The following is a 19,423-nucleotide window of genomic DNA, read 5'->3' as shown; positions in this document are numbered from 1 at the left end:
CTCCTTTTTATAGTGGTCCGGATATACCTTGTCTACGAATTAAAATAAAGTGAATTGCTAATAGCGCAAATAATGCTCCCGGCAGGAAGAATACATGAATTGCAAAGAATCTTGTTAATGTTTGGGCACCAACAATGGTTGCATCTCCAGCCAGTAAAGTTTTCAATTCTTGTCCAATAAATGGAACTTGTTCAGCTATTTCTAGTCCAACTTGTGTTGCGAAATATGCTTTATTATCCCAAGGTAATAAATAACCAGTAAAACCTAAGCCGAGCATAACGAAGAAGATTAATACACCGACCATCCAGTTAAGTTCACGTGGTTTTTTGTAAGCACCTTGGAAGAATACGCGTAAGGTATGTAATAATAGCATGACAATTACAACACTAGCACCCCAATGGTGCATACCTCTTACAATCTGCCCATGAGCTACTTCAGTTTGCAGATAGTAAACGGACTTCCATGCATTTTCAATATCTGGAACATAATACATTGTTAAAAACATTCCAGAAAGAATTTGAATTACCACAACGAAAAATGTTAAACCACCAAAACAATACACAAATGCAGAAAAATGATGAGCAGGGTTAACATGTTCTGGTACTTCATGATCTGCGATGTCACGCCATATCGGCGTAATATCAATACGATCATCAATCCAATCATATATTTTCTGTAACATTCGTCATTACGCCTCCCCTCTTGGTTTTGGTTCGCCTAGGAATAGCATTCCATCTCTTACTTCCTGCTCATATTCGTCTAGAGGAGCTAATGGAGGTGTACCTGGAACGTTGGTACCATCCTTGTAATAGCGTCCATCATGACAAGGGCAGAAATATTCGTTTGGATGCTGGTCACTACCTTCCCATGAAACAACACAACCTAAATGTTTACATACTGGGGAAAAAGCTACAATTTCATCATTTTCATTTCGATAAACCCATGCAGCGCGATTTACTTCAGATTCATACCAGCCATCAACTTGATCAATCGTCCAATCGATTCGCTGTGGCTCTGCTGTAATATCGTCGACTGATAAACCTACGTTTGCCATGTCTCCTGCAGAAGATTCTTTTAATACTGGATCAATGGCCATCCTTATTGGAGAAATAAGTAGCCCCGCTGCCATAAATCCTCCTACCCCTGTAAGCGTATAATTTAAAAACTGTCTTCGGGATACTTGCTGTTTTTCATCACTCATGATTTTCCCCCCTCTTTACCATAATCACGGACATATCATTTTTAATCAGATTACTAGGACAATACCATGATAGCGCAATCTTTTTATTCGGTCAATATAAAACAATATTCACAAACAAAAGATGACACATTATCGAGAATTTTTTAATTACTGACACACTAAAATATGACGTTTTTTATACTTCTACTATATCTATTATTACCAATATGCACGAATTAACTCTACCATTTGAGCAACTTGTTCACGGACGGTTTTATGCATTTCTTTTGAGTTCAACTCTCCTGTTTGTACAGCCGGTATCCATAACAGGGTACTTTCTAGTTCCTGCTCATGCTTTTTCCAACTTGGGTCAAATGTTAAGTGAAAGATATGCTTAAAAGGCTGTTCTTTCATTTCTGCCGACCACCTATTCAATCGGGCTACCTCTGTTTGTTTATCAATTGACTTCAAGTAAGAATAATGTGGTGCTAGTAACATTCTTCCGGTTAACTCTTTTTCGAGTTCGTGTGAGAGGAGGGTAATCATCTCGGCTTGAATAGCTGCTTTTTCTGACTCTTCATCATTTGCAATACCAAACGGGACTAGAGGAACTACAATAGAATCTATGTATTCTTTACTCTGGAAATATGTTTGAAGATCTGCTTTTCTCCATTTCACCGCTGTATCATCCTTTCTATAACGATAATTGTGTACTATTATTAAATCTTATCTTATATAGACAAAAAAAATCAACCTAAAGCTTAGGTTGATTTTTTCAAATCGGCTAATTCTTTTGTAAGTACCAGGAACCTCTCGCGGTCTTTGCTCTTCAATGCATTATCAATTTCAGAGAGTATTTTTTCCTTTTTATATTGATGTAAGGAATAATTTAATAGCTGGTTAGCAATATCCTTATCCTGATTTGTAATATAGTAATCAACTGGGATGAAAGGATTTTCTTCCAGTACAGAAGCATAATATGAATTCTGATTAGCATTTTTAAAATTCAGCTGTAAATATAAGGACTCATCCTGATTGAGCCGGATATCATGGAAGGACTTTTCTGCATCTGTGGTTACAAGGTGGTCCTTGTAAAATCGAAATGCTACTTCATCAGAACAGTGACTTGTCATCATAATCCCTCTAGAACAATATTTCACATCTCTGACAAAATGCACATTTGCTAATAAATCACTATGATTGATTAAATAATTCAGGATCCAGACGCTTTCTCGTTTTTTAAGGCGGTAATGATTTAAAAACCATTGAATAAAACTTTTTTTATCTTTGGCAGTGACAGGCGTTATCATCTGTTTTACCCCCCTTTTAAAGTTTTATTAGAAAACAAGGCTCCTTTGTGTATATCTTAGTTGCACTTACACGGCTAACACTTTAATAGCTGCTGAAATTCTACTCACCTAATTCATATGTTTGTTTTAAACGTGCTAAGTATGACTCAACTTCCTCGTCCAACGGCTGCAAACGAACATAGGATTCAAAAACTGGGATAGCTTCTTTGATCTTACCGTCTTCCGTAAGAAAATAGCCAAACTCTTTCAAGAAGTCGCTATCTTGATTTAAACTAGTATATGCATCACGGTAGCTTTTTAATGCATTATCAAACGATTCAATTTCATTAAATGCACGTGCTAATTCCCAATCATAAAGTGGATCCTCTGCACCTAATTTCTGCACCTCTGTTATAAGGTCTGTAATATTTATATGTGCTTCGTTCTTTTTAAATAACTCAATTAAGAACAGGATAGCCTCTTTATAATCAGGATCTAATGCGATTGCTTCTCGAATAAATTTCTCACTCTCATCATCCTGACCTAACTGATGTGCAATAGAACCTGTTAGAAAGAATAGTTCTTTATTGTATTCATCCATTTCGAGCCCTTTTTTTGCGGTTTTATACGCATCCTCTAATAGCCCTTCTTTTTCATAAACCATTGCTAGCTGATAATAAGCTGTATGGTAAGACTCGTCGATTTCAATTACATGCTCCCATGCTTTAATTGCAATATCATTTCGATCTGTTTGATATGCAGTAATTCCATATTTAAATAGCTTATCGGCATTTTCATTACCATCCTCAGTAAAGTAGGTTAATGATTTTTCATATTCGCCAGCAGCTGCATAGGATTCACCAAGTCTGTCATCTATTGAAATATGGGCAACTTCATCACGCTTTGACTTAACCTTTTCGTAATAGGTAATCGCTTTGAGATACTCACCAATCGAAAAATATAATTCTCCAAGCGCAAAGTCGATGACAACCTCTCCTGGTGCAAGTTGCTTCGCCGTTAATAGTTTTTGCTCAGACACCTCGAATAATCCTTGCGCTTGATATAAATCAGCTAATTGGATCAGCGCTTGTATATATGCTGTATCGTCCTTTTCTATTTCATTAAGGAGCGTTATTGCTGGTTCATCTTCCTCGAGCTCAATAAAAATATCTGCCAAAGAGGTTTTTAAATCGCTTTCGTCCGGATATCGTTTCAATAAATCTTCTAAAATAAGTCTTGCATCTTGCAGATGTCCCCATTGTCTATAAAGCTCTGCAATCGTATATTTTTCATCATCATTTGCTTTAGATAAGTAATCCCCCAATAGTTGGATCCCTTTTTCAGCTTGATTATTTTCTATTAATTTTACTGCTTCCATAATGGTGTCCATGACGAACATCCTCTCTTCAAAAAACTCGCATGAATTTCGACTATTATTAATGAAATAAATGATTGATTCAATTATACAATAAAAGCGAAGATGACTGAAACAGAAATGCATCTATATACGTTTGTTTTTGCATCAAAGTTGTACATTATGTTAAAAGAGAAGAAATTGTTATCTGGTTTTTAGTTTGAAACAAAAAGAGCCTGCTTGCGCAGACTCTTTTATTAGGAGATGGATTCTAAATCTTTAAAGAAGTTCGGATATGAAATTGCGATACAGCTAGTATCATCGATTGTCACTTCACCATCTGTTATGAGGCTGGCGATTACTCCCATCATTGCGATACGATGATCATCATAAGAAGCTATTTTACCACCTTTTAATGGTGTTTGTCCTTTTATGATTAATCCATCCTCAGTTGCTGTAATATCAGCCCCTAGGGTTGATAAAACATCTACTATTGCTGTGATTCGATCTGTTTCCTTGACCCGTAATTCTTCTGCGTTTCTAATTACCGTTGTCCCTTCTGCCTGTGTCGCTAAAAGAGCTATTACTGGAATTTCATCGATTAATCGAGGAATGATTTCTCCTTCAATTGTGATACCTTTTAAAGAGCCATGGGCAATTCGAACATTTCCAAATGCCTCTCCACTTGTAGAATGCTCAGTTACAATTTGAATTTTTGCGCCCATTCTATTTAAGACTTCAATTATACCAGTTCTGCTAGGATTCAACCCTACATTTTTCAGTAAAATTTCACTACCAGGTACAATAGCTCCCGCAACTAAGAAAAATGCAGCAGATGAAATATCGCCCGGAACATGTACATCTGTCCCAGTTAGATCACTTTTGTTCGTAACAGTGATTGTGTTTCCATCAATTGTTAGATCTGCACCAAAGGCTTTAAGCATATTTTCCGTGTGATTTCGCGTCGGAATTGGCTCTGTAACTTTTGTTTCACCTTCTGCAAGTAAACCAGCAAGAAGAATCGCTGATTTAACTTGAGCGCTTTTAACTGGCAGGGTATAATTGATTCCTTTAATCGCCGTCCCTCGGACTGCTATTGGAAGTAAGCTTCCATTAAATCTGCCATCAATTATTGCGCCCATCTGTCTCAATGGATTCACTACTCTGTCCATTGGTCGTTTGGAAAGAGAGGCATCCCCGTAGATTGTCGTAAAGAAAGGTAACCCAGCTAGGATTCCAAGCATTAGTCTTGTTGTTGTTCCTGAATTACCGAAATCTAAAGGTTGATCTGGCTCAACTAATCTTTTTACACCCTTACTTTTAATTATTAATGTTGTATCATGAACATCGATAGAAACGCCCATTTCCCTAAATGCTTCCACCGTCCTCATGCAGTCTTCCCCATCAAGAAAATGCGTGATTTTCGTTATTCCATTTGCTAAAGAACCGAAAATTACTGCTCGATGCGAGATTGATTTATCTCCCGGAACTAAAATTTCTCCCGAAAGCGGATTGTTCGATTGCTGCAATGTACATTCGCTCACTATCTATTCACATCCTTTATTCTATTGGCATTATTGTTGTATCATCGTTTCGTACCCATTATTCTCTAATAATGTTGAGCTTGCTACCTGAGCTTTCTTTGAACTAAAGCTCAGTCTCATATGGCCCGTAATATCTTCACGAACTTCAAGAATTTCTATGTTCTTAATACTAATTTTCTCTTGGGCCAATAACTGCACAATGGAAGCAATTGCACCGGGCTGATCTCTAATATCAACATACAAGTCGTAAAAAGCAGGAATAGCACCTTTTTTTGATTCTGCCAAACCGTCTCGATATAGCTTTGCTTTATTGAGATATGTAATCATTTCCTCTTTTTGATCATGATCCAGAAGCTGCTTTAGACCTTTCATCTCTTCTATCCACTCTTGAAGTAACACGGACATTTTATCCCGATTATGATAGAAGATATCCTGCCAAAGCTCTGGATTGCTTGAGGCAATGCGCGTAATATCCCGAAAGCCCCCTGCTGCGAGCTTTGGTAGGAATGCATGCGTATTTTCCCATTTTTTTGCTTGATGTACAAGGGATGAAGCGATTAAATGAGGAAAGTGTGATACAACACCAGTCATTTCATCATGCTCATTTGGCATTAAGACAACAAATTTACTTTTCGTTTGAATTAAAACGCCTTTTAAAGCTTCAATCTCATTGTGTTGATTTCCATTTGTAGGTGACAATACATAAATCGCATTTTCAAATAGATGTGCCTTTGCTGCTTGCACACCTCTTTTATGTGAACCAGCCATCGGATGGCCACCAATGAAAGTTACATTTTCACTGTTTAACGAACTTGCTGTTTTTAAAATCGCTCCCTTTACGGATGCGGTATCAGATATAATCACTTTCCGTTTAAAGGATACCGTTTTAAGTAGATTCACCAATGCGATTGTTTCCGAAATTGGTGCTGCCAGAATAATAAAATCGGATCGCTGTGCTGCCTCTATAAAATTAGTACTTGCCTCATGAATGATACCGTTTAAACGTGCAAACTCAAGTGAAGCTTCATTCAGATCATATCCGATAATATGATGATCACTTGATTGCGCCATGCCCTTTGCAAGGGAACCTCCAATTAAACCAATTCCTGCTACTAAAATCGTCTTTCGCATTTTATCACCTTACTTTACTATTGCTTCGTTATGGAATTCTAACAGAACGCGTTGTAGGTCTTCCATATCTTCACCTGTCCCTAAAGACACTCGAATTGTCTTTGGAATACCAAGTAGTTCACCAGGCCTTACTATAAAACCACGCTCTAATAAATACTGAAATACATCGATACCGCTTATCGGTGTTTCTACAAGGAGAAAGTTTGTTTCTGAGTGAAAGTATTTCCAACCGATTTGATTGAGAAAGTTTTTAAAAGATGCTTTCACCGTTTTATTTTTTTCATAACTATTCGTTATAAATACGTCATCGGATAGTGCAACAAGTGCAGCTTGCTGTGCAATAGAGGTAGTGTTAAAAGGTCCTCTAACAACATTTAACTTATCGATAATCATATGATTTGCTATACCATAGCCAATTCGTAACCCTGCTAATCCATAAGCTTTAGAAAATGTGCGCATTACAATCAAATTGTTATGATTTTTGATGTACGAAAGCACATCTATGTTAGCTTCTGGATCAACGTATTCAAAATAAGCCTCATCAAAAGCAATAAGAACGTGTTTCGGACAATTGTTCAAGAAAGCTTCAAATGCCTCTTTTGGAATTACAGTCCCGATTGGATTATTCGGTGAACAAAGCCAAATGATTCTTGTTTTTTCATCAATAGCTTCAAGCATCTTATCCAAGGCATGATAACCGTCAGCAGTTACTTCAATTTCCTTTACCTCTGCCCCTTCGATTAGGGAATAGTGTTTATATTGGCCAAAAGTCGGTGTTGCTGTAACAACATTCGATCCCGGAGCAAGGTATGTTCTGCACAGCATTTGAATGATTTCTTCTGTCCCGCTTCCAAATACTAATTGTGATTCTGCTACCTCCAGCTTGTTTGCTAATGCAGACCTTAATTCAGCAGTATAGCCATCTGGGTATATATTAAAGTCGGGCAATCCTTGTAAAAGCGCCTCTTTCACTTGATTTGAATAACCATATGGGTTTTCATTCGACGCGAGTTTTACGATTCGTTCTAACCCAAATTCTTGCTGGATTTCTTTCGTCTGCTTTCCCTGCTTGTAAGGAGTTAGCTGACTTAAGACTGGCTTTGCTTCCATTAGTTATTATCCCCCTTTACAAGGTCAGGTCGTAATTTAACAGCATCATGATGGAAAACATGCTGAATTTTTTCTTGTTCTTCCGTTGTATTAACAACCATCATTACTCGAATACATTTCGGTAAACTGTTCGGCACATCGATTTCAGCCATACACATGACAGGAACATATGTCCAACCCGAAATCTCCCTTAGAGCTTTTGCGGGAAATCCTGCATTTAAATCTTTCGTTACAGATATGAAAACGTGTGAAACATCAGTAGGTTGGACATTATTTTTCGCTACCATTTCCTCAATTAGTAATCTTGTATTTTCTATCATTTGGTTTTCTTCGTTTTGTAAGACCGTAGTTGCCCCTCTTAATCCCCTATTCATTGTACCATCAACCTTCTCTCAAATGATGTTAAATAAATTTCGATTTCAGTATCCTCTAATTCTCTTGTAACTGGTTTAGCTACATCCTCTAATAGCACCATTTGAATTTTGCTCTTTAATGCCTTTTTATCTGACTTCATTTTACTTATTAATGCTAAATTGTTTAAGTCCGTTCCAATAATCGGATATTTATTCGTTTTAAACCATTGAACAAGCTCATCAAATGGTAATTTTATCGAATATAATGCTTCGCTCACATGAATAGAAAATAAAAGACCAATAGCTACTGCTTCTCCATGAGTCAATGTCCCATATCCAAGTTCAGCTTCTAATGCATGACCTAATGTATGTCCAAGGTTTAAATACTTACGCACCCCTGATTCTCTTTCATCCGCTTCTACAATAGCAGCTTTAATTCTAATGCCTTGCTTCAGATGCTTCTGTAGCCCATGATTCGATACATTATAAATATCCACCATTAACAATGTATTGAAAAAATTCTTATCAGCAATCAACGCTTCCTTAATCAATTCCGCATAGCCTGACCGCACTTCACGCTCACTTAAAGAATGTAGTGTGTCAACATCATAAATAACTGCTTCTGGCGGATAGAAGTTACCGATCAGGTTTTTACCAAACTCATGATTAATTGCTACCTTCCCACCGACACTACTGTCATGAGCAAGAATCGTTGTCGGTATTTGAATATAATCAATCCCACGCATATAAGTTGCAGCAACGAAACCGGCAAGATCTCCAACAACGCCTCCGCCAAGGGCAATGATTAGTGATTCACGATCCAGACCAAATTCAATGGCTTCGGTTTGTAATTGGTAGAAGGTTTGGAGGTTTTTTGACTTTTCTCCAGCTGGGACGATAGACTGGAAAACCCGATATGCAGGTAGGTTTTCCAGAATATCCTTTAAATAGAGTGCTGCAACATGCTCATCCGTTACAACCAAAATGGATGAATATTCTTTATTCAGAAATTGCTTGATTTGCAATCGTAATGATTCTCCAATTGAAATCGTATAGGCGTTCGTGCTTGATTTAACTAAAATTTTCTCCACTAAAAACACCTTATTTCTTCGCGATAATCGTCAATTGCTTTTTTCAGTCTAGAGAATTCATCACTCGGAAATTGCTCCGTAATAGCTTTTGCTAGTTCAAATGCGACAATATGCTCCATGACTACAGAAGCAGCAGGAACTGCACATGCATCAGAACGTTCAACAGTTGCTTTGAATGGCTCCTTTGTTTCAATGTCGACACTTTGTAGTGGTCGTTTCATCAATGTCGGAATTGGCTTCATGACACCTTTTACAACAATCGGCATACCAGTTGTCATGCCCCCTTCAAAACCGCCAAGTCGGTTTGATGTACGGTAGTAACCTTTGTCTTTGTCCCAAGCAATTTCATCATGAACTTCACTACCAAACAATTCAGCAGCTTTAAATCCAATTCCAAATTCGACCCCTTTAAATGCATTGATACTCATTACACTTCCGGCGATTCTGCTATCAAGCTTACGATCATAATGAACATAAGACCCTACTCCAGCAGGCATGCCTTCTACATATACTTCACAGACTCCGCCAATGGAATCTCCTTCTTTTTTCGTTTTATCAATTTTATCCATCATTTCTTGTTCTACATTTTTATCCAAAACCATAACTGGTGATTCCTGCGATATCTTTATACGTTCTTCAATCGTAAGGTCGTCCTTATCTTCTGCACGAATACCCGCGATCTCTTTCACATATCCGCATACCTCGATCCCAAGGTGCTTTAAGAAAGTTTTGGCAACGGCTCCTGCAGCTACACGAGCAGCAGTTTCTCGGGCAGAGGATCTTTCTAAAACATTTCGCATGTCACGATGGCCGTATTTCAATGCACCATTTAAGTCTGCATGGCCTGGTCTTGGTTTTGTAACAACTCGTCTAAGCTTTGTATCCTCTTTAATAGGATCTTCTCCCATAATATCTGTCCAATGTTTAAAATCATCATTATGTATAACGAGCGAAATAGGAGAACCCAACGTATATCCATGTCGAATACCACTTGTTACCTCGACCAGATCCTTCTCGATCTGCATTCGCTTTCCTCTTCCATGCCCCCCTTGCCGACGTATTAAGGACTCATTAATGTCTTCTTTTAATAATGGCATTTGTGCAGGGAGTCCCTCGATAATTGTTGTTAGTTGTTTCCCATGAGATTCCCCTGAAGTTAAGTAGCGCAATGAACATTCTCCTTTACAATGATTTACTTAAAAAGCGGATATGATAAATCCAAAGTTTTTCTAACTACTATACCATAACTCCATTTGTTTATGTTGCATTTTTTCGAAAAAAATAATTTTACAAGTGATGAAGTCGGAGTAACCCAAAATTAAAGAGACGTTTTAACTGGTGACTCATTAATTTTTTGATAAAAAAATGTTTCTGCAAGATTGAAATCATATTTAGCTGGGTTAAAAATTTGCTCTGTACTTCCAACGAATAATACGCCATTTGGTTTTAATGCATTGCTGAAGTTTTTATAAATATTTTCCTTAGCAGAATCCGTAAAATAAATTAAAACATTTCTACATACGAGTAGATCAATGTTTGTAGGGTAGCGATCAGCTAGTAAATTATGCTTTTTGAATGTAATCATTTGCTTTAGTGACTCATCAATTTTATAAAGACTGCCCGTCATTTCAAAATACTTCTTTTTATAACTTGTTGGCAACTCTTTCAAAGCCTGTTCCATATAGATTCCTTGCTTTGCCTTTGCCAACACATTCGTATCAATGTCTGTTGCCAATATTTGAACAGGTACAGTGGGGAAATGTTCTTTCATCAAAATTGCTAAACTGTATGGTTCTTCACCTGTTGAGCAAGCGGCACTCCAAATAGATAACCGATTCCTATCCTTTAGAAGAATTGGCAGGATAGTGTCCTTTAAAACCTCCCACCTTTTTGCATTGCGGTAAAATTCAGACACGTTAATTGTTAATCGATCCGTAAATTCATTTAGCATATCTTTATCTTTGTTGAATGCTTCAAAATAAGATACGAAGCTAGAATAGCCTCTTTTATTTCGCAGTGTTGTAATTCGTCTTTTCATCTGTGTTTCTTTATATAACTGTAAATTAATTCCTAGCCTTATCTTTACCTTCTCAATGAACTCCATATAGTCATCTTTCATTGTTCTTAGCCTCTTTCACCCATAATTGTAAAAAAACCTCCGTTAAAAACGGAGGTTTATTTTTACTTAGTAAATCCATGCACTATCTTGTTTATTGTAAGAAACGATTTCACTTTCATCAAAGAATAGTGAAATTTCTCTCTCCGCACTTTCTGGAGAGTCAGAACCATGGATAATATTCTTTCCGACCGTCACGCCAAAATCTCCGCGAATTGTACTTGGAGCAGCTTCTTGTGGATTTGTTTTACCCATCATCTGGCGTGCAGTCGCGATTACATTCTCGCCTTCCCAAACCATTGCAAATACAGGACCAGAAGTAATAAAATCAACAAGCTCGCCAAAAAATGGTCTTTCTTTATGCTCACCATAATGCTTTTCCGCAAGCTCGTTTGAAATTACCATTAGCTTTGCACCAGCAAGTTTAAATCCTTTTGATTCAAATCGTTTTACAACTTCTCCAATCAAATTACGTTGTACGCCGTCTGGTTTTACCATTAAAAATGTCTTTTCCATTATTTCACCTCGTTATTATGTATAAAAACAGTAACCTCTAAAATTTTAACAAATTTTTATAAAAATAACAATATACATTATGAACGCCTTTTACCAATATATTTCGCAATATCCTGTAAGGTTTGCTTTGCCTTTGAAGCCGGTAACGAATCCAATGATTTTAAAGCTTTTTGGAGGTATAAATCGCTCGTTTCGTATGCCTGCTTAATCGCTTGTGTCTTTTTCAATTCAGAAATAATCTGCTGCATCTCCTGATCGCCAACTGTGCTGGGATTTGCAAAAATCTCCCTCAACAATTTGTAAAAGCTTTGATCCCTCATCGCATATAATACAGGCAATGTTATATTTCCTTGCAGCAAGTCATTTCCTGCTGGCTTTCCAAGTTCCTTGGCAGATGATGTAAAATCAAGGATATCATCGATAATTTGATAAGACATACCAATATAATATCCATACCGATACAATTTCCCTGCATCCCGTTCAGATAAGCCGCTTGCGATCGCACCAAGCTTGCAGCTCGTTGCAATAAGCAATGCAGTTTTACGTTTAATTCTTCTTAAGTAGTCACGAAGTGTTTGATCCCACTTAAATTTATCTTTGATCTGCTCTACTTCTCCAATACTTACCTCAACAAGTGTTTTAGAAAGCAATTGGTGAACTTGCACGTCTTTAATAGACGTTACAACCTCTAAAGCTCTTGCTAATATGTAATCACCTGTATACATAGCAACACGATTGCCATATACAGATTTAATGGTTGGTTTCCCTCTCCGAAGTTCAGCTTCATCAATTACATCATCATGGACGAGTGTTGCCATATGAATTAATTCAAGGGTAACTGCAATCTTTTGAATACGTTCTATGTTATAATTTCCAATTTGTCCTGCAAGCAATACAAATACTGGACGGATTCTTTTTCCTCCAGCATCCAAAAGAGCAACAGAAGCATTACGCAGAACAGGATGTTCTGCTTGTATACTTTGATGCAGTGCGGATTCAATTAGATCTAAATCTTTTTTTAAAAAACTATACATTTTTGGAAGTCTCATATTATGTCACCTTATTTATAACCTTGAAAAATAAATAGTATATTTGCGGGGTTAATTTGTATTTTGTGAATAACTTAGTTACCGGTATAGCCACGTCCACAAAGTGCTAAAGCCGCAGTAAGCCTTCCACACCCTCTTGACAATCTAAATTAACATCGATTTCATATGAAGAATGGCCGAATAATACCGGGATAAAACCTAACGTCGGCATCTCCATACAGGAGCATGTTCCATTTTAGATGAACTTGACTTTTCGTTCAAATCGGGAAAAGTCATAGTTTATCTTATACTTAGGAGTGAATCTTCGCCTAAGGTATTATCGACAAGTTTAACCACCCGGGACAAGGTCCATATGCCACTAACCGAGCTTTTGTTCTACCATTATTTCTTAAAGCCCATATGCATTGCTGCAACCCCGCCTGTATAGCTTTTCATCTCAACATGAGAGAAACCAGCATCCAAAAACATCTGTTTTAATTCGGTTTTTCCAGGGAAATCCTTCGCAGATTCTTGAAGCCAGGAGTATTCTTTATAGCTTTTCGCAAATAGCTTGCCGAATAAAGGCATAATAAAACGGAAGTACAAGTAATAACCCTGTCTGAAACCAATTAGCGTAGGTTGTGATGTTTCTAAACATACAACCTTTCCACCAGGCTTTACAACCCTGTACATCTCTTTTAAGACCGTCATATAATCAGGAACATTTCTTAACCCGAATCCGATTGTAACATAGTCAAATGTATTATCATCGAATGGAAGTTCCATTGCATTTCCATGTACGAGTTCCAATTGATCCAGTTTTAATTCCTGTTGCTTCTTTTTAGCGATAGAGAGCATATTCTTACTAAAATCAAGACCAATCACGGTGCCTTCTTTTGCAACAGCTTCTGCAAGTGAGATGGACCAATCCCCAGTACCGCAGCATACATCTAATGCTTTAGACCCCTTCTTAACCTGCATTCGCTTCATGACATCTTTACGCCATGCAACATGTCGTTGAAAAGAGATAATCGAATTCATCGAGTCATACTTCGTATAGATTTTTTCAAAGACGTGGTGCACACGTTCTTCTTTACTTTGTTCGTGCATAAGTCAACCTTCTTCCACAATCGAGGATTGATAAAAACTCATATTTTCTAGTTTTTTTCTAATTAACGATTGAAATGCTGCATATTTACCAGGTACCTGTGATAGAGCTTTATCAACTTTATCTAGTTGTTTTTCGATTAACGAATCAATTGGATTTAACCCCGTTTTATACGAAGTATCGATATTCATTTCCTTCCACTGTACGAGTAATGGTGTCCTATTAGCCGTAGCACCTATTTTTTCATGAACTAACCTTTCTGTTAGCAACCAATCACTTATAACTTGATTCAATTCGTCTCCATGAAGAAATCGCGCTACTCGTACAAGCAGCATGGAATCAATTTGTTTTGTTACATCCATAAACGTCTCAAATGTTTCAATCTCTTTGTAATAAAGTTTCATTTTGTATTCATTAATATTCTTAATTGCAATTGCAAGTGTATGTATTAGTTCAACATCTTCTATTTCAGACAATAGATAATAATATAATCCACTGTAATAATCTCCTGCTAAAACATTAAGCTGCTTGCTTAGCTTCTCTTCTTTCGTTTCATTCTCTTCATTACCAATTGGTACTAAATCATGTGTATCAAGTGCCATCTGCACCATCATCGTTGTGATGACGAAACGTTCCTTTTGAATGATGCTTAAAGAATCACAACTAAAGACTAATTCAGCTAAAATCTGCAGTTTCCCTTCATGAATTATGGGCTTTTGTATATGTCTTTCAAGATATTCATTATGGATTTTATCTTCTAGTAGATTTCTTATATGTTGAATTTCTGTCATTGAAGTGTTCAAAGATATCACCTTAGCCCTTTCATCCTTCGAGTGCTTTCGTTATTATAGCATATATTGTCGGTTATAAAAACGAAAGAATACGGAGGATGGTTAAAAAGTGATAGGATTTACTAAAACCTTATCGATTATCTAGTTCACCGTGACTCGTTTGAATAATTGCCTTACCTCTGACTTTTACAGCTGAAGTATGCTCTGTAAATTGCGCTATCATAACTTCACCTTCATCCAGTTTTTCGGTGTGATGAAATTTCGTGTCATTCCCTCGGGTCAAACCGATTACATTTACTCCATCTTCTAAAGCCTTAATAACAAAAAAATCCGATTTAATCGAAGAATTGTTCATTGCTGTTTTTTGCCCCTTTTTATATTTACTATGTCCTATTATATTATGAAAGTCAATTTAATTCTCGGCGTTTTTAGAAAACTTGACGTTCTTTAAATGGATTCCTAGTAAGTGTATTTTGCTTTCTTAGAATCACTTATGCAGATATGAAAGTTTTATACTTTCATATCTGCCAAAATAATAGAAAAAGGGTACGTATGATTACGCACCCTTTTTACGCCCTATGTAGCTTATTTTACGCTGTCTTTAAGGGCTTTTCCTGGTTTGAAAGCAGGAACTTTACTTGCTGGAATTTCAATCTCTTCTCCAGTTTGCGGATTACGTCCTTTACGTGCTGAACGCTCGCGTACTTCAAAGTTACCAAATCCGATTAACTGTACTTTTTCACCATTTTTAAGTGAATCCATGACAGATTCGAAAACTGCGTCTACAGCTTTTGTAGCGTCTTTTTTAGAAAGCTCACTTTTTTCAGCAACTGCATTCACTAAGTCTGTTTTGTTCATGACATTCACCTCCTCCCAAAATGTATGCTTCGACATGGGAACAAAATAAATCCATTTCTATGAATCCATTCTGCACACTTGTTTGCCTCTTTATACGCAAATGTCATTCAGTTCATTTGATGACAAGGCTTATATTAACTGAGTTTGCGATAAAATTCAACAATAAGTAACGATTTTATTGATATTTATTTGCAAAAAAGCCAAAAATGCCCTCTGAATGACGAAAAACCACCCATTTTTTGGTAAATCTGTAAAAGCTATGTGTCCCATGGCTTACAGCTGGTTTATTATACATATACGACACTAGCTGTAAATTTCCTTCCGTTCATAAAAATTTTTTTATCAATAATTAGCCTATAAGAAGTAAAAATTTCAGCTTTGCAAACTGAAATTTTGTTAATTTCTATAAAAAAAGGTAATTAATACGTCATTTTTATATCCCTATTTTCACAGCGTGAGATTGAAATACATTAGAATTGAAAGTAACTGCGAACTAACTTCTCGGCTGTTTTCTTCAAGTATGTGCAATAATCGCTGTCCGGGATCGCTTCGAGCGGATGCTTTCCGTGGGCACGGCTTCAGCCTCTCCGGAAGAAACCCACTTCCGGGGAGCGACAGTACAAGGAGGCTCACCAGCACCCCTTTGGATGCGCGAATTATATTTCCGGAGCGGATATACGCACAAACATTATGTGTTAATTCGAAGTTTATATTCATTTTGAGCTAAGTTAAAGCAAAACAAAAAGCAGCTTATAATCAGCTGCTATAAAATAATTGCTATTAGTCCTCCGGATCCTTCATTTATGATTCTTTCTAGCGTATCCTTCAGTTTATATCTGGCGTTCTCAGGCATTAGTGATATTTTAGCTTGGATACCTTCGCGCACAATGGAGCTGAGTGATCTGCCAAAAATATCGGATTCCCAGATGGATAATGGGTCTTCTTCAAAGTCCTGCATTAAGTACCGAACAAGTTCTTCACTCTGTTTTTCCGTTCCGATAATAGGAGCAAATTCAGATTCTACTTCTACTCGAATCATATGGATGGAAGGTGCAACGGCCTTCAAACGAACACCAAATCTTGAGCCTTGGCGAATGATTTCAGGCTCATCCAATAACATATCCTCCAAAGTTGGGGCGGCAATTCCATATCCCGTTTGCTTTACCATTTGTAAAGCTCCGGAAATATGATCATATTCCCTTTTCGCATATGAAAAGTCTTGCATTAATTCTAAGAGATGATCTTTCCCACGAATTTCTTCTCCCACAATTTCCTTTAAAATTTGATCATATAAGTGATCTGGTGCATGCAAGTCAATCTCAGCTACCCCTTCACCCATTTCCATTCCCGCAAGGTTTGCTTTATCAATATACTCGAATTCAGAAAAATTGCCGACAATATGATCAACATCCCGTAATCTTCTAATATCTTTCACGGTTGTTTGAATTGCTTCTTGGTAGTTCTCTCTTAGCCAATGGTTTTCTTTTAAAACCATGACCCAACTTGGAAGATTAACATTCACTTCAAGAACTGGGAATTCATATAACGCTTCACGGAGAACATTATAAACATCATGTTCTGTCATCGATTCGATACTCATAGAAAGTACTGGGATATCGTATTTTTCTGCTAAGTCTTGACGTAGTAATTCTGTTTCCTGGCTAGATGGTCGAACGGAATTAACTACCATAATAAATGGCTTCCCGACCTCTTTCAACTCTTCCACAACTCGGGATTCTGCATCTTCATAATCATTACGCGGAATTTCTCCAATGGATCCATCTGTGGTCACAACTACGCCAATCGTTGAATGCTCTTGAATAACTTTTCGTGTACCGATTTCGGCTGCATCATGAAACGGAATCGGGTCTTCATACCATGGTGTGTTAATCATCCTTGGTCCATTTTCATCTTCAAACCCCTTAGCCCCTTCAACTGCATAACCGACACAATCCACAAGACGAACATTTACGTCAAGCCCTTCATCCACAGTTAGTTGAACAGCTTGATTTGGGATAAACTTTGGCTCTGTCGTCATAATTGTACGTCCAGCTGCACTCTGGGGTAATTCGTCATGCGCCCTCGTTCGTTCACTCTCATCTTCAATATTCGGTAACACAACTAACTCCATGAACTTTTTAATAAATGTCGATTTTCCTGTACGGACTGCACCAACGATTCCTAGATAAATATCTCCATTTGTCCGTTTGGAAATATCTTTAAAAATATCGATTTTTTCCAAAAGATCCCCTCCCGATCTCCGTACTTTAATATGGACCACCCGTAATATATTGACATTATGAGTCTATGATGTTGTCCTATTAAAATATGACTTGTTTCAGTCTGTTTCCTAAATTAATTCACCCTAGAGCAATTTATTCAGGCAAAATAAATGAAAAAAATAAAATTCCCTTGCAACAATATATGTTACAAGGGAATTTATATGTTATATTTATCAAAACTTTAACCGTTATTTCTAATTTCCTCTCATCCTACGCTTTACTCCTCTTCCATTAAGAAAACCGGCTCATTATCTTTAATGGTATAAGGAAGGGAATATGCTGGCACAAAAGGAGTGTGATCGGCTAAAATGTAACGGATGTCGTCGCCTTCTTTATAATCATGATCATATTCATTTAAGGCATTATTTAAATCGATACTGTAATCAACATAGAGATTACCGTCCACATCCATAATAATAGGCAAATTCTCCTGCGAATACGGACTGACTACAGTTGGAGCGTTATTTAAACCTAGTTTTTCATAATCAATTGTATATAGACCGTTTACAATTTTTTCGCCGTATGCTGGATAAATATGTTCACTCCGAAAAATATCTAATTGGACATTTACACTGCGAATTGCTTCGGTTACACGTAAGTCAATTAATTTAACCCTTGGATCATCTTCAGGTGTGATTAATGTATATTGATAAACGCCGCCTTGTTCATAAGCATTTCCAGGTGCATTAGATAAATTGCCGTTTTCTTTTAATAAAGTGAAATCAACTAAATACTTTTCAAAGATTGGCGTATCGCTCGACTTTGTACGTATTGGCACCAAACCTTGTTTCTCTTCTCGATAATCGTTAACAGCATTTTGAACGGTATCCAATTGATCTTCGTATGGAATTTGATTTTGCTCTCTTTCACTTTGTGGATACAGACAGCCACTTAATAGCACTGAAAGTAATAGTATTCCGATAATTTTATAATATGTATGCTTCATTGCAATAGCCTCCTTATCAGCTACCGTGTAGGACCACTTAATACGACGTAAAGAATGATTAGTCCACCCGAAATTAATGAAAGGTATGCCATAAAGGACACAATCCCAGCTAACCATCCTTTCAATTTTTTTCTACTCAGTACAATTAAACCAATAGCTACTATTAATAAAAACATTCCAACAAAAGAGATATACATCATAAGCATCGATAATGACATTTTTGTTCACCCCAGATCTCTATTTTCCTTTGCACACCGTATTATAACATATGAGTCATACCTGCACGTATCGAAATGGTAAATTAGTACAGCCGCTTTCAACAAACAAATACCCGAAATGAAGGGGGCCTCTCCATCCCGGGTTGACTAAATAAAATCCTCAGCAACTCTATCCATGAATGCTTGTGCGATTTATCTTATGCAAGGATATAGTATATCGTATCCGCAGGTTACCTATGATTCGTTATTTTTTAAATAAATGGTTTAACGATTGCATGTCCCCTGGCATTTTATTATTAACAATTGCTTGAACAATTTTATCTTCTTTTTCTTTTGTTAAAGGTCTATCTGCCATTTTTGCTAAATGCCTCACTAAATTTCGAACTGTTTTTTCATCCGAAAAATTTGCGTTTTTTACAGAATCGGCCACCTTCATAACATCATCCGGGTTAATATTGGCATTTTTTTGTAACTTGTCAAACATTCCCTTTTGAAAATTATTCACTTA

22 protein-coding genes are annotated in these 19,423 nt (G+C 37.0%); all 22 read right to left on the bottom strand.

Annotation, left to right across the window (positions count from 1 at the left end):
• Positions 1-7: 7 nt before the first annotated feature.
• The 22 genes from qcrB to NST46_RS15930 all read right to left on the bottom strand — a co-directional run bounded on the left by qcrB (position 8) and on the right by NST46_RS15930 (position 19,420).
• The gene (gene qcrB, locus NST46_RS16035; RefSeq protein ID WP_095309001.1) at positions 8-682 is read right to left on the bottom strand and encodes a menaquinol-cytochrome c reductase cytochrome b subunit; all 675 of its coding nucleotides are present in this window, start codon (positions 680-682) and stop codon (positions 8-10) included.
• A gap of 6 nt (positions 683-688) precedes the next feature.
• A complete protein-coding gene (locus tag NST46_RS16030) occupies positions 689-1,201 on the bottom strand; it encodes a QcrA and Rieske domain-containing protein (RefSeq protein ID WP_095308999.1) in 513 nt (170 codons plus the stop codon).
• Positions 1,202-1,399: 198 nt separating this feature from the next.
• Positions 1,400-1,858 (bottom strand): YpiF family protein, encoded by a 459-nt coding sequence (locus tag NST46_RS16025; protein ID WP_095308997.1) that lies wholly within the window; start codon positions 1,856-1,858, stop codon positions 1,400-1,402.
• Positions 1,859-1,941: 83 nt separating this feature from the next.
• Complete coding sequence (locus tag NST46_RS16020) at positions 1,942-2,490, bottom strand: ReoY family proteolytic degradation factor (RefSeq protein ID WP_095308995.1); 549 nt, start codon at positions 2,488-2,490, stop codon at positions 1,942-1,944.
• A gap of 100 nt (positions 2,491-2,590) precedes the next feature.
• Positions 2,591-3,859: a tetratricopeptide repeat protein gene (locus NST46_RS16015; protein ID WP_095308993.1), complete on the bottom strand. Its 1,269-nt coding sequence runs from the start codon at positions 3,857-3,859 to the stop codon at positions 2,591-2,593.
• A 221-nt stretch (positions 3,860-4,080) separates the two neighbouring features.
• Positions 4,081-5,367, bottom strand: a complete 1,287-nt coding sequence (aroA, locus tag NST46_RS16010) for a 3-phosphoshikimate 1-carboxyvinyltransferase (RefSeq protein ID WP_095308991.1) — start codon at positions 5,365-5,367, stop codon at positions 4,081-4,083.
• 30 nt (positions 5,368-5,397) lie between these two features.
• Positions 5,398-6,498 carry a prephenate dehydrogenase gene (locus NST46_RS16005; RefSeq protein ID WP_095308989.1) on the bottom strand — a complete coding sequence of 367 codons (1,101 nt, stop codon included), beginning with the start codon at positions 6,496-6,498 and terminating at the stop codon, positions 5,398-5,400.
• A gap of 9 nt (positions 6,499-6,507) precedes the next feature.
• Positions 6,508-7,608, bottom strand: coding sequence for a histidinol-phosphate transaminase (gene hisC, locus NST46_RS16000; RefSeq protein ID WP_341137471.1), 1,101 nt, complete (start codon positions 7,606-7,608; stop codon positions 6,508-6,510).
• Positions 7,608-7,982: a chorismate mutase gene (aroH, locus tag NST46_RS15995; protein ID WP_095308985.1), complete on the bottom strand. Its 375-nt coding sequence runs from the start codon at positions 7,980-7,982 to the stop codon at positions 7,608-7,610. Before aroH ends, hisC begins: the two co-directional genes overlap by 1 nt.
• Positions 7,979-9,052: a 3-dehydroquinate synthase gene (gene aroB / locus NST46_RS15990; protein WP_095308983.1), complete on the bottom strand. Its 1,074-nt coding sequence runs from the start codon at positions 9,050-9,052 to the stop codon at positions 7,979-7,981. The genes aroH and aroB overlap by 4 nt, the downstream gene beginning before the upstream one ends.
• A complete protein-coding gene (gene aroC / locus NST46_RS15985) occupies positions 9,052-10,221 on the bottom strand; it encodes a chorismate synthase (RefSeq protein ID WP_095308981.1) in 1,170 nt (389 codons plus the stop codon). The genes aroB and aroC overlap by 1 nt, the downstream gene beginning before the upstream one ends.
• A 149-nt stretch (positions 10,222-10,370) precedes the next feature.
• Entirely contained in the window at positions 10,371-11,171 is an 801-nt protein-coding gene (locus NST46_RS15980) for a CheR family methyltransferase (protein ID WP_095308979.1), read from the bottom strand.
• Positions 11,172-11,237: 66 nt separating this feature from the next.
• Positions 11,238-11,684, bottom strand: coding sequence for a nucleoside-diphosphate kinase (ndk, locus tag NST46_RS15975; protein WP_095308977.1), 447 nt, complete (start codon positions 11,682-11,684; stop codon positions 11,238-11,240).
• A gap of 77 nt (positions 11,685-11,761) precedes the next feature.
• Positions 11,762-12,733, bottom strand: coding sequence for a heptaprenyl diphosphate synthase component II (gene hepT / locus NST46_RS15970; RefSeq protein WP_095308974.1), 972 nt, complete (start codon positions 12,731-12,733; stop codon positions 11,762-11,764).
• Between the two features lie 381 nt (positions 12,734-13,114).
• Complete coding sequence (menG, locus tag NST46_RS15965; RefSeq protein WP_095308972.1) at positions 13,115-13,822, bottom strand: demethylmenaquinone methyltransferase; 708 nt, start codon at positions 13,820-13,822, stop codon at positions 13,115-13,117.
• Positions 13,823-13,825: 3 nt separating this feature from the next.
• Positions 13,826-14,611: a heptaprenyl diphosphate synthase component 1 gene (locus NST46_RS15960; protein ID WP_118889607.1), complete on the bottom strand. Its 786-nt coding sequence runs from the start codon at positions 14,609-14,611 to the stop codon at positions 13,826-13,828.
• 130 nt (positions 14,612-14,741) lie between these two features.
• Positions 14,742-14,966: a trp RNA-binding attenuation protein MtrB gene (mtrB, locus tag NST46_RS15955; RefSeq protein ID WP_095308967.1), complete on the bottom strand. Its 225-nt coding sequence runs from the start codon at positions 14,964-14,966 to the stop codon at positions 14,742-14,744.
• 230 nt (positions 14,967-15,196) lie between these two features.
• Complete coding sequence (locus NST46_RS15950; RefSeq protein ID WP_010650679.1) at positions 15,197-15,469, bottom strand: HU family DNA-binding protein; 273 nt, start codon at positions 15,467-15,469, stop codon at positions 15,197-15,199.
• 763 nt (positions 15,470-16,232) lie between these two features.
• Positions 16,233-17,711, bottom strand: coding sequence for a stage IV sporulation protein A (gene spoIVA, locus NST46_RS15945; protein WP_095308961.1), 1,479 nt, complete (start codon positions 17,709-17,711; stop codon positions 16,233-16,235).
• Between the two features lie 257 nt (positions 17,712-17,968).
• Positions 17,969-18,697 carry a hypothetical protein gene (locus tag NST46_RS15940; RefSeq protein WP_095308959.1) on the bottom strand — a complete coding sequence of 243 codons (729 nt, stop codon included), beginning with the start codon at positions 18,695-18,697 and terminating at the stop codon, positions 17,969-17,971.
• A 20-nt stretch (positions 18,698-18,717) separates the two neighbouring features.
• Positions 18,718-18,915, bottom strand: a complete 198-nt coding sequence (locus NST46_RS15935; protein WP_095308956.1) for a DUF2768 domain-containing protein — start codon at positions 18,913-18,915, stop codon at positions 18,718-18,720.
• 244 nt (positions 18,916-19,159) lie between these two features.
• Entirely contained in the window at positions 19,160-19,420 is a 261-nt protein-coding gene (locus tag NST46_RS15930) for a stage VI sporulation protein F (protein ID WP_095308954.1), read from the bottom strand.
• Between the last annotated feature and the right edge of the window lie 3 nt (positions 19,421-19,423).

Source organism: Oceanobacillus sp. FSL W7-1309 (assembly GCF_038002145.1).
GTDB lineage: Bacteria > Bacillota > Bacilli > Bacillales > Amphibacillaceae > Oceanobacillus > Oceanobacillus profundus.
This window is presented reverse-complemented; position numbering and strand designations above follow the sequence as displayed.

Excerpts from the sequence above, each read along its gene's own strand:
- NST46_RS15950 (WP_010650679.1), bottom strand. The coding sequence starts at position 15,469 with ATGAACAAAACAGACTTAGTGAATGCAGTTGCTGAAAAAAGTGAGCTT.
- NST46_RS15960 (WP_118889607.1), bottom strand. The coding sequence starts at position 14,611 with ATGACAGAAATTCAACATATAAGAAATCTACTAGAAGATAAAATCCAT.
- ndk (WP_095308977.1), bottom strand. The coding sequence starts at position 11,684 with ATGGAAAAGACATTTTTAATGGTAAAACCAGACGGCGTACAACGTAAT.
- qcrB (WP_095309001.1), bottom strand. The coding sequence starts at position 682 with ATGTTACAGAAAATATATGATTGGATTGATGATCGTATTGATATTACG.
- NST46_RS15980 (WP_095308979.1), bottom strand. The coding sequence starts at position 11,171 with ATGAAAGATGACTATATGGAGTTCATTGAGAAGGTAAAGATAAGGCTA.
- NST46_RS16020 (WP_095308995.1), bottom strand. The coding sequence starts at position 2,490 with ATGATAACGCCTGTCACTGCCAAAGATAAAAAAAGTTTTATTCAATGG.
- menG (WP_095308972.1), bottom strand. The coding sequence starts at position 13,822 with ATGCACGAACAAAGTAAAGAAGAACGTGTGCACCACGTCTTTGAAAAA.
- NST46_RS16030 (WP_095308999.1), bottom strand. The coding sequence starts at position 1,201 with ATGAGTGATGAAAAACAGCAAGTATCCCGAAGACAGTTTTTAAATTAT.
- NST46_RS16015 (WP_095308993.1), bottom strand. The coding sequence starts at position 3,859 with ATGGACACCATTATGGAAGCAGTAAAATTAATAGAAAATAATCAAGCT.
- mtrB (WP_095308967.1), bottom strand. The coding sequence starts at position 14,966 with ATGAACAATTCTTCGATTAAATCGGATTTTTTTGTTATTAAGGCTTTA.
- aroH (WP_095308985.1), bottom strand. The coding sequence starts at position 7,982 with ATGAATAGGGGATTAAGAGGGGCAACTACGGTCTTACAAAACGAAGAA.
- hepT (WP_095308974.1), bottom strand. The coding sequence starts at position 12,733 with ATGAGACTTCCAAAAATGTATAGTTTTTTAAAAAAAGATTTAGATCTA.
- NST46_RS15940 (WP_095308959.1), bottom strand. The coding sequence starts at position 18,697 with ATGAAGCATACATATTATAAAATTATCGGAATACTATTACTTTCAGTG.
- hisC (WP_341137471.1), bottom strand. The coding sequence starts at position 7,608 with ATGGAAGCAAAGCCAGTCTTAAGTCAGCTAACTCCTTACAAGCAGGGA.
- NST46_RS16005 (WP_095308989.1), bottom strand. The coding sequence starts at position 6,498 with ATGCGAAAGACGATTTTAGTAGCAGGAATTGGTTTAATTGGAGGTTCC.
- NST46_RS15935 (WP_095308956.1), bottom strand. The coding sequence starts at position 18,915 with ATGTCATTATCGATGCTTATGATGTATATCTCTTTTGTTGGAATGTTT.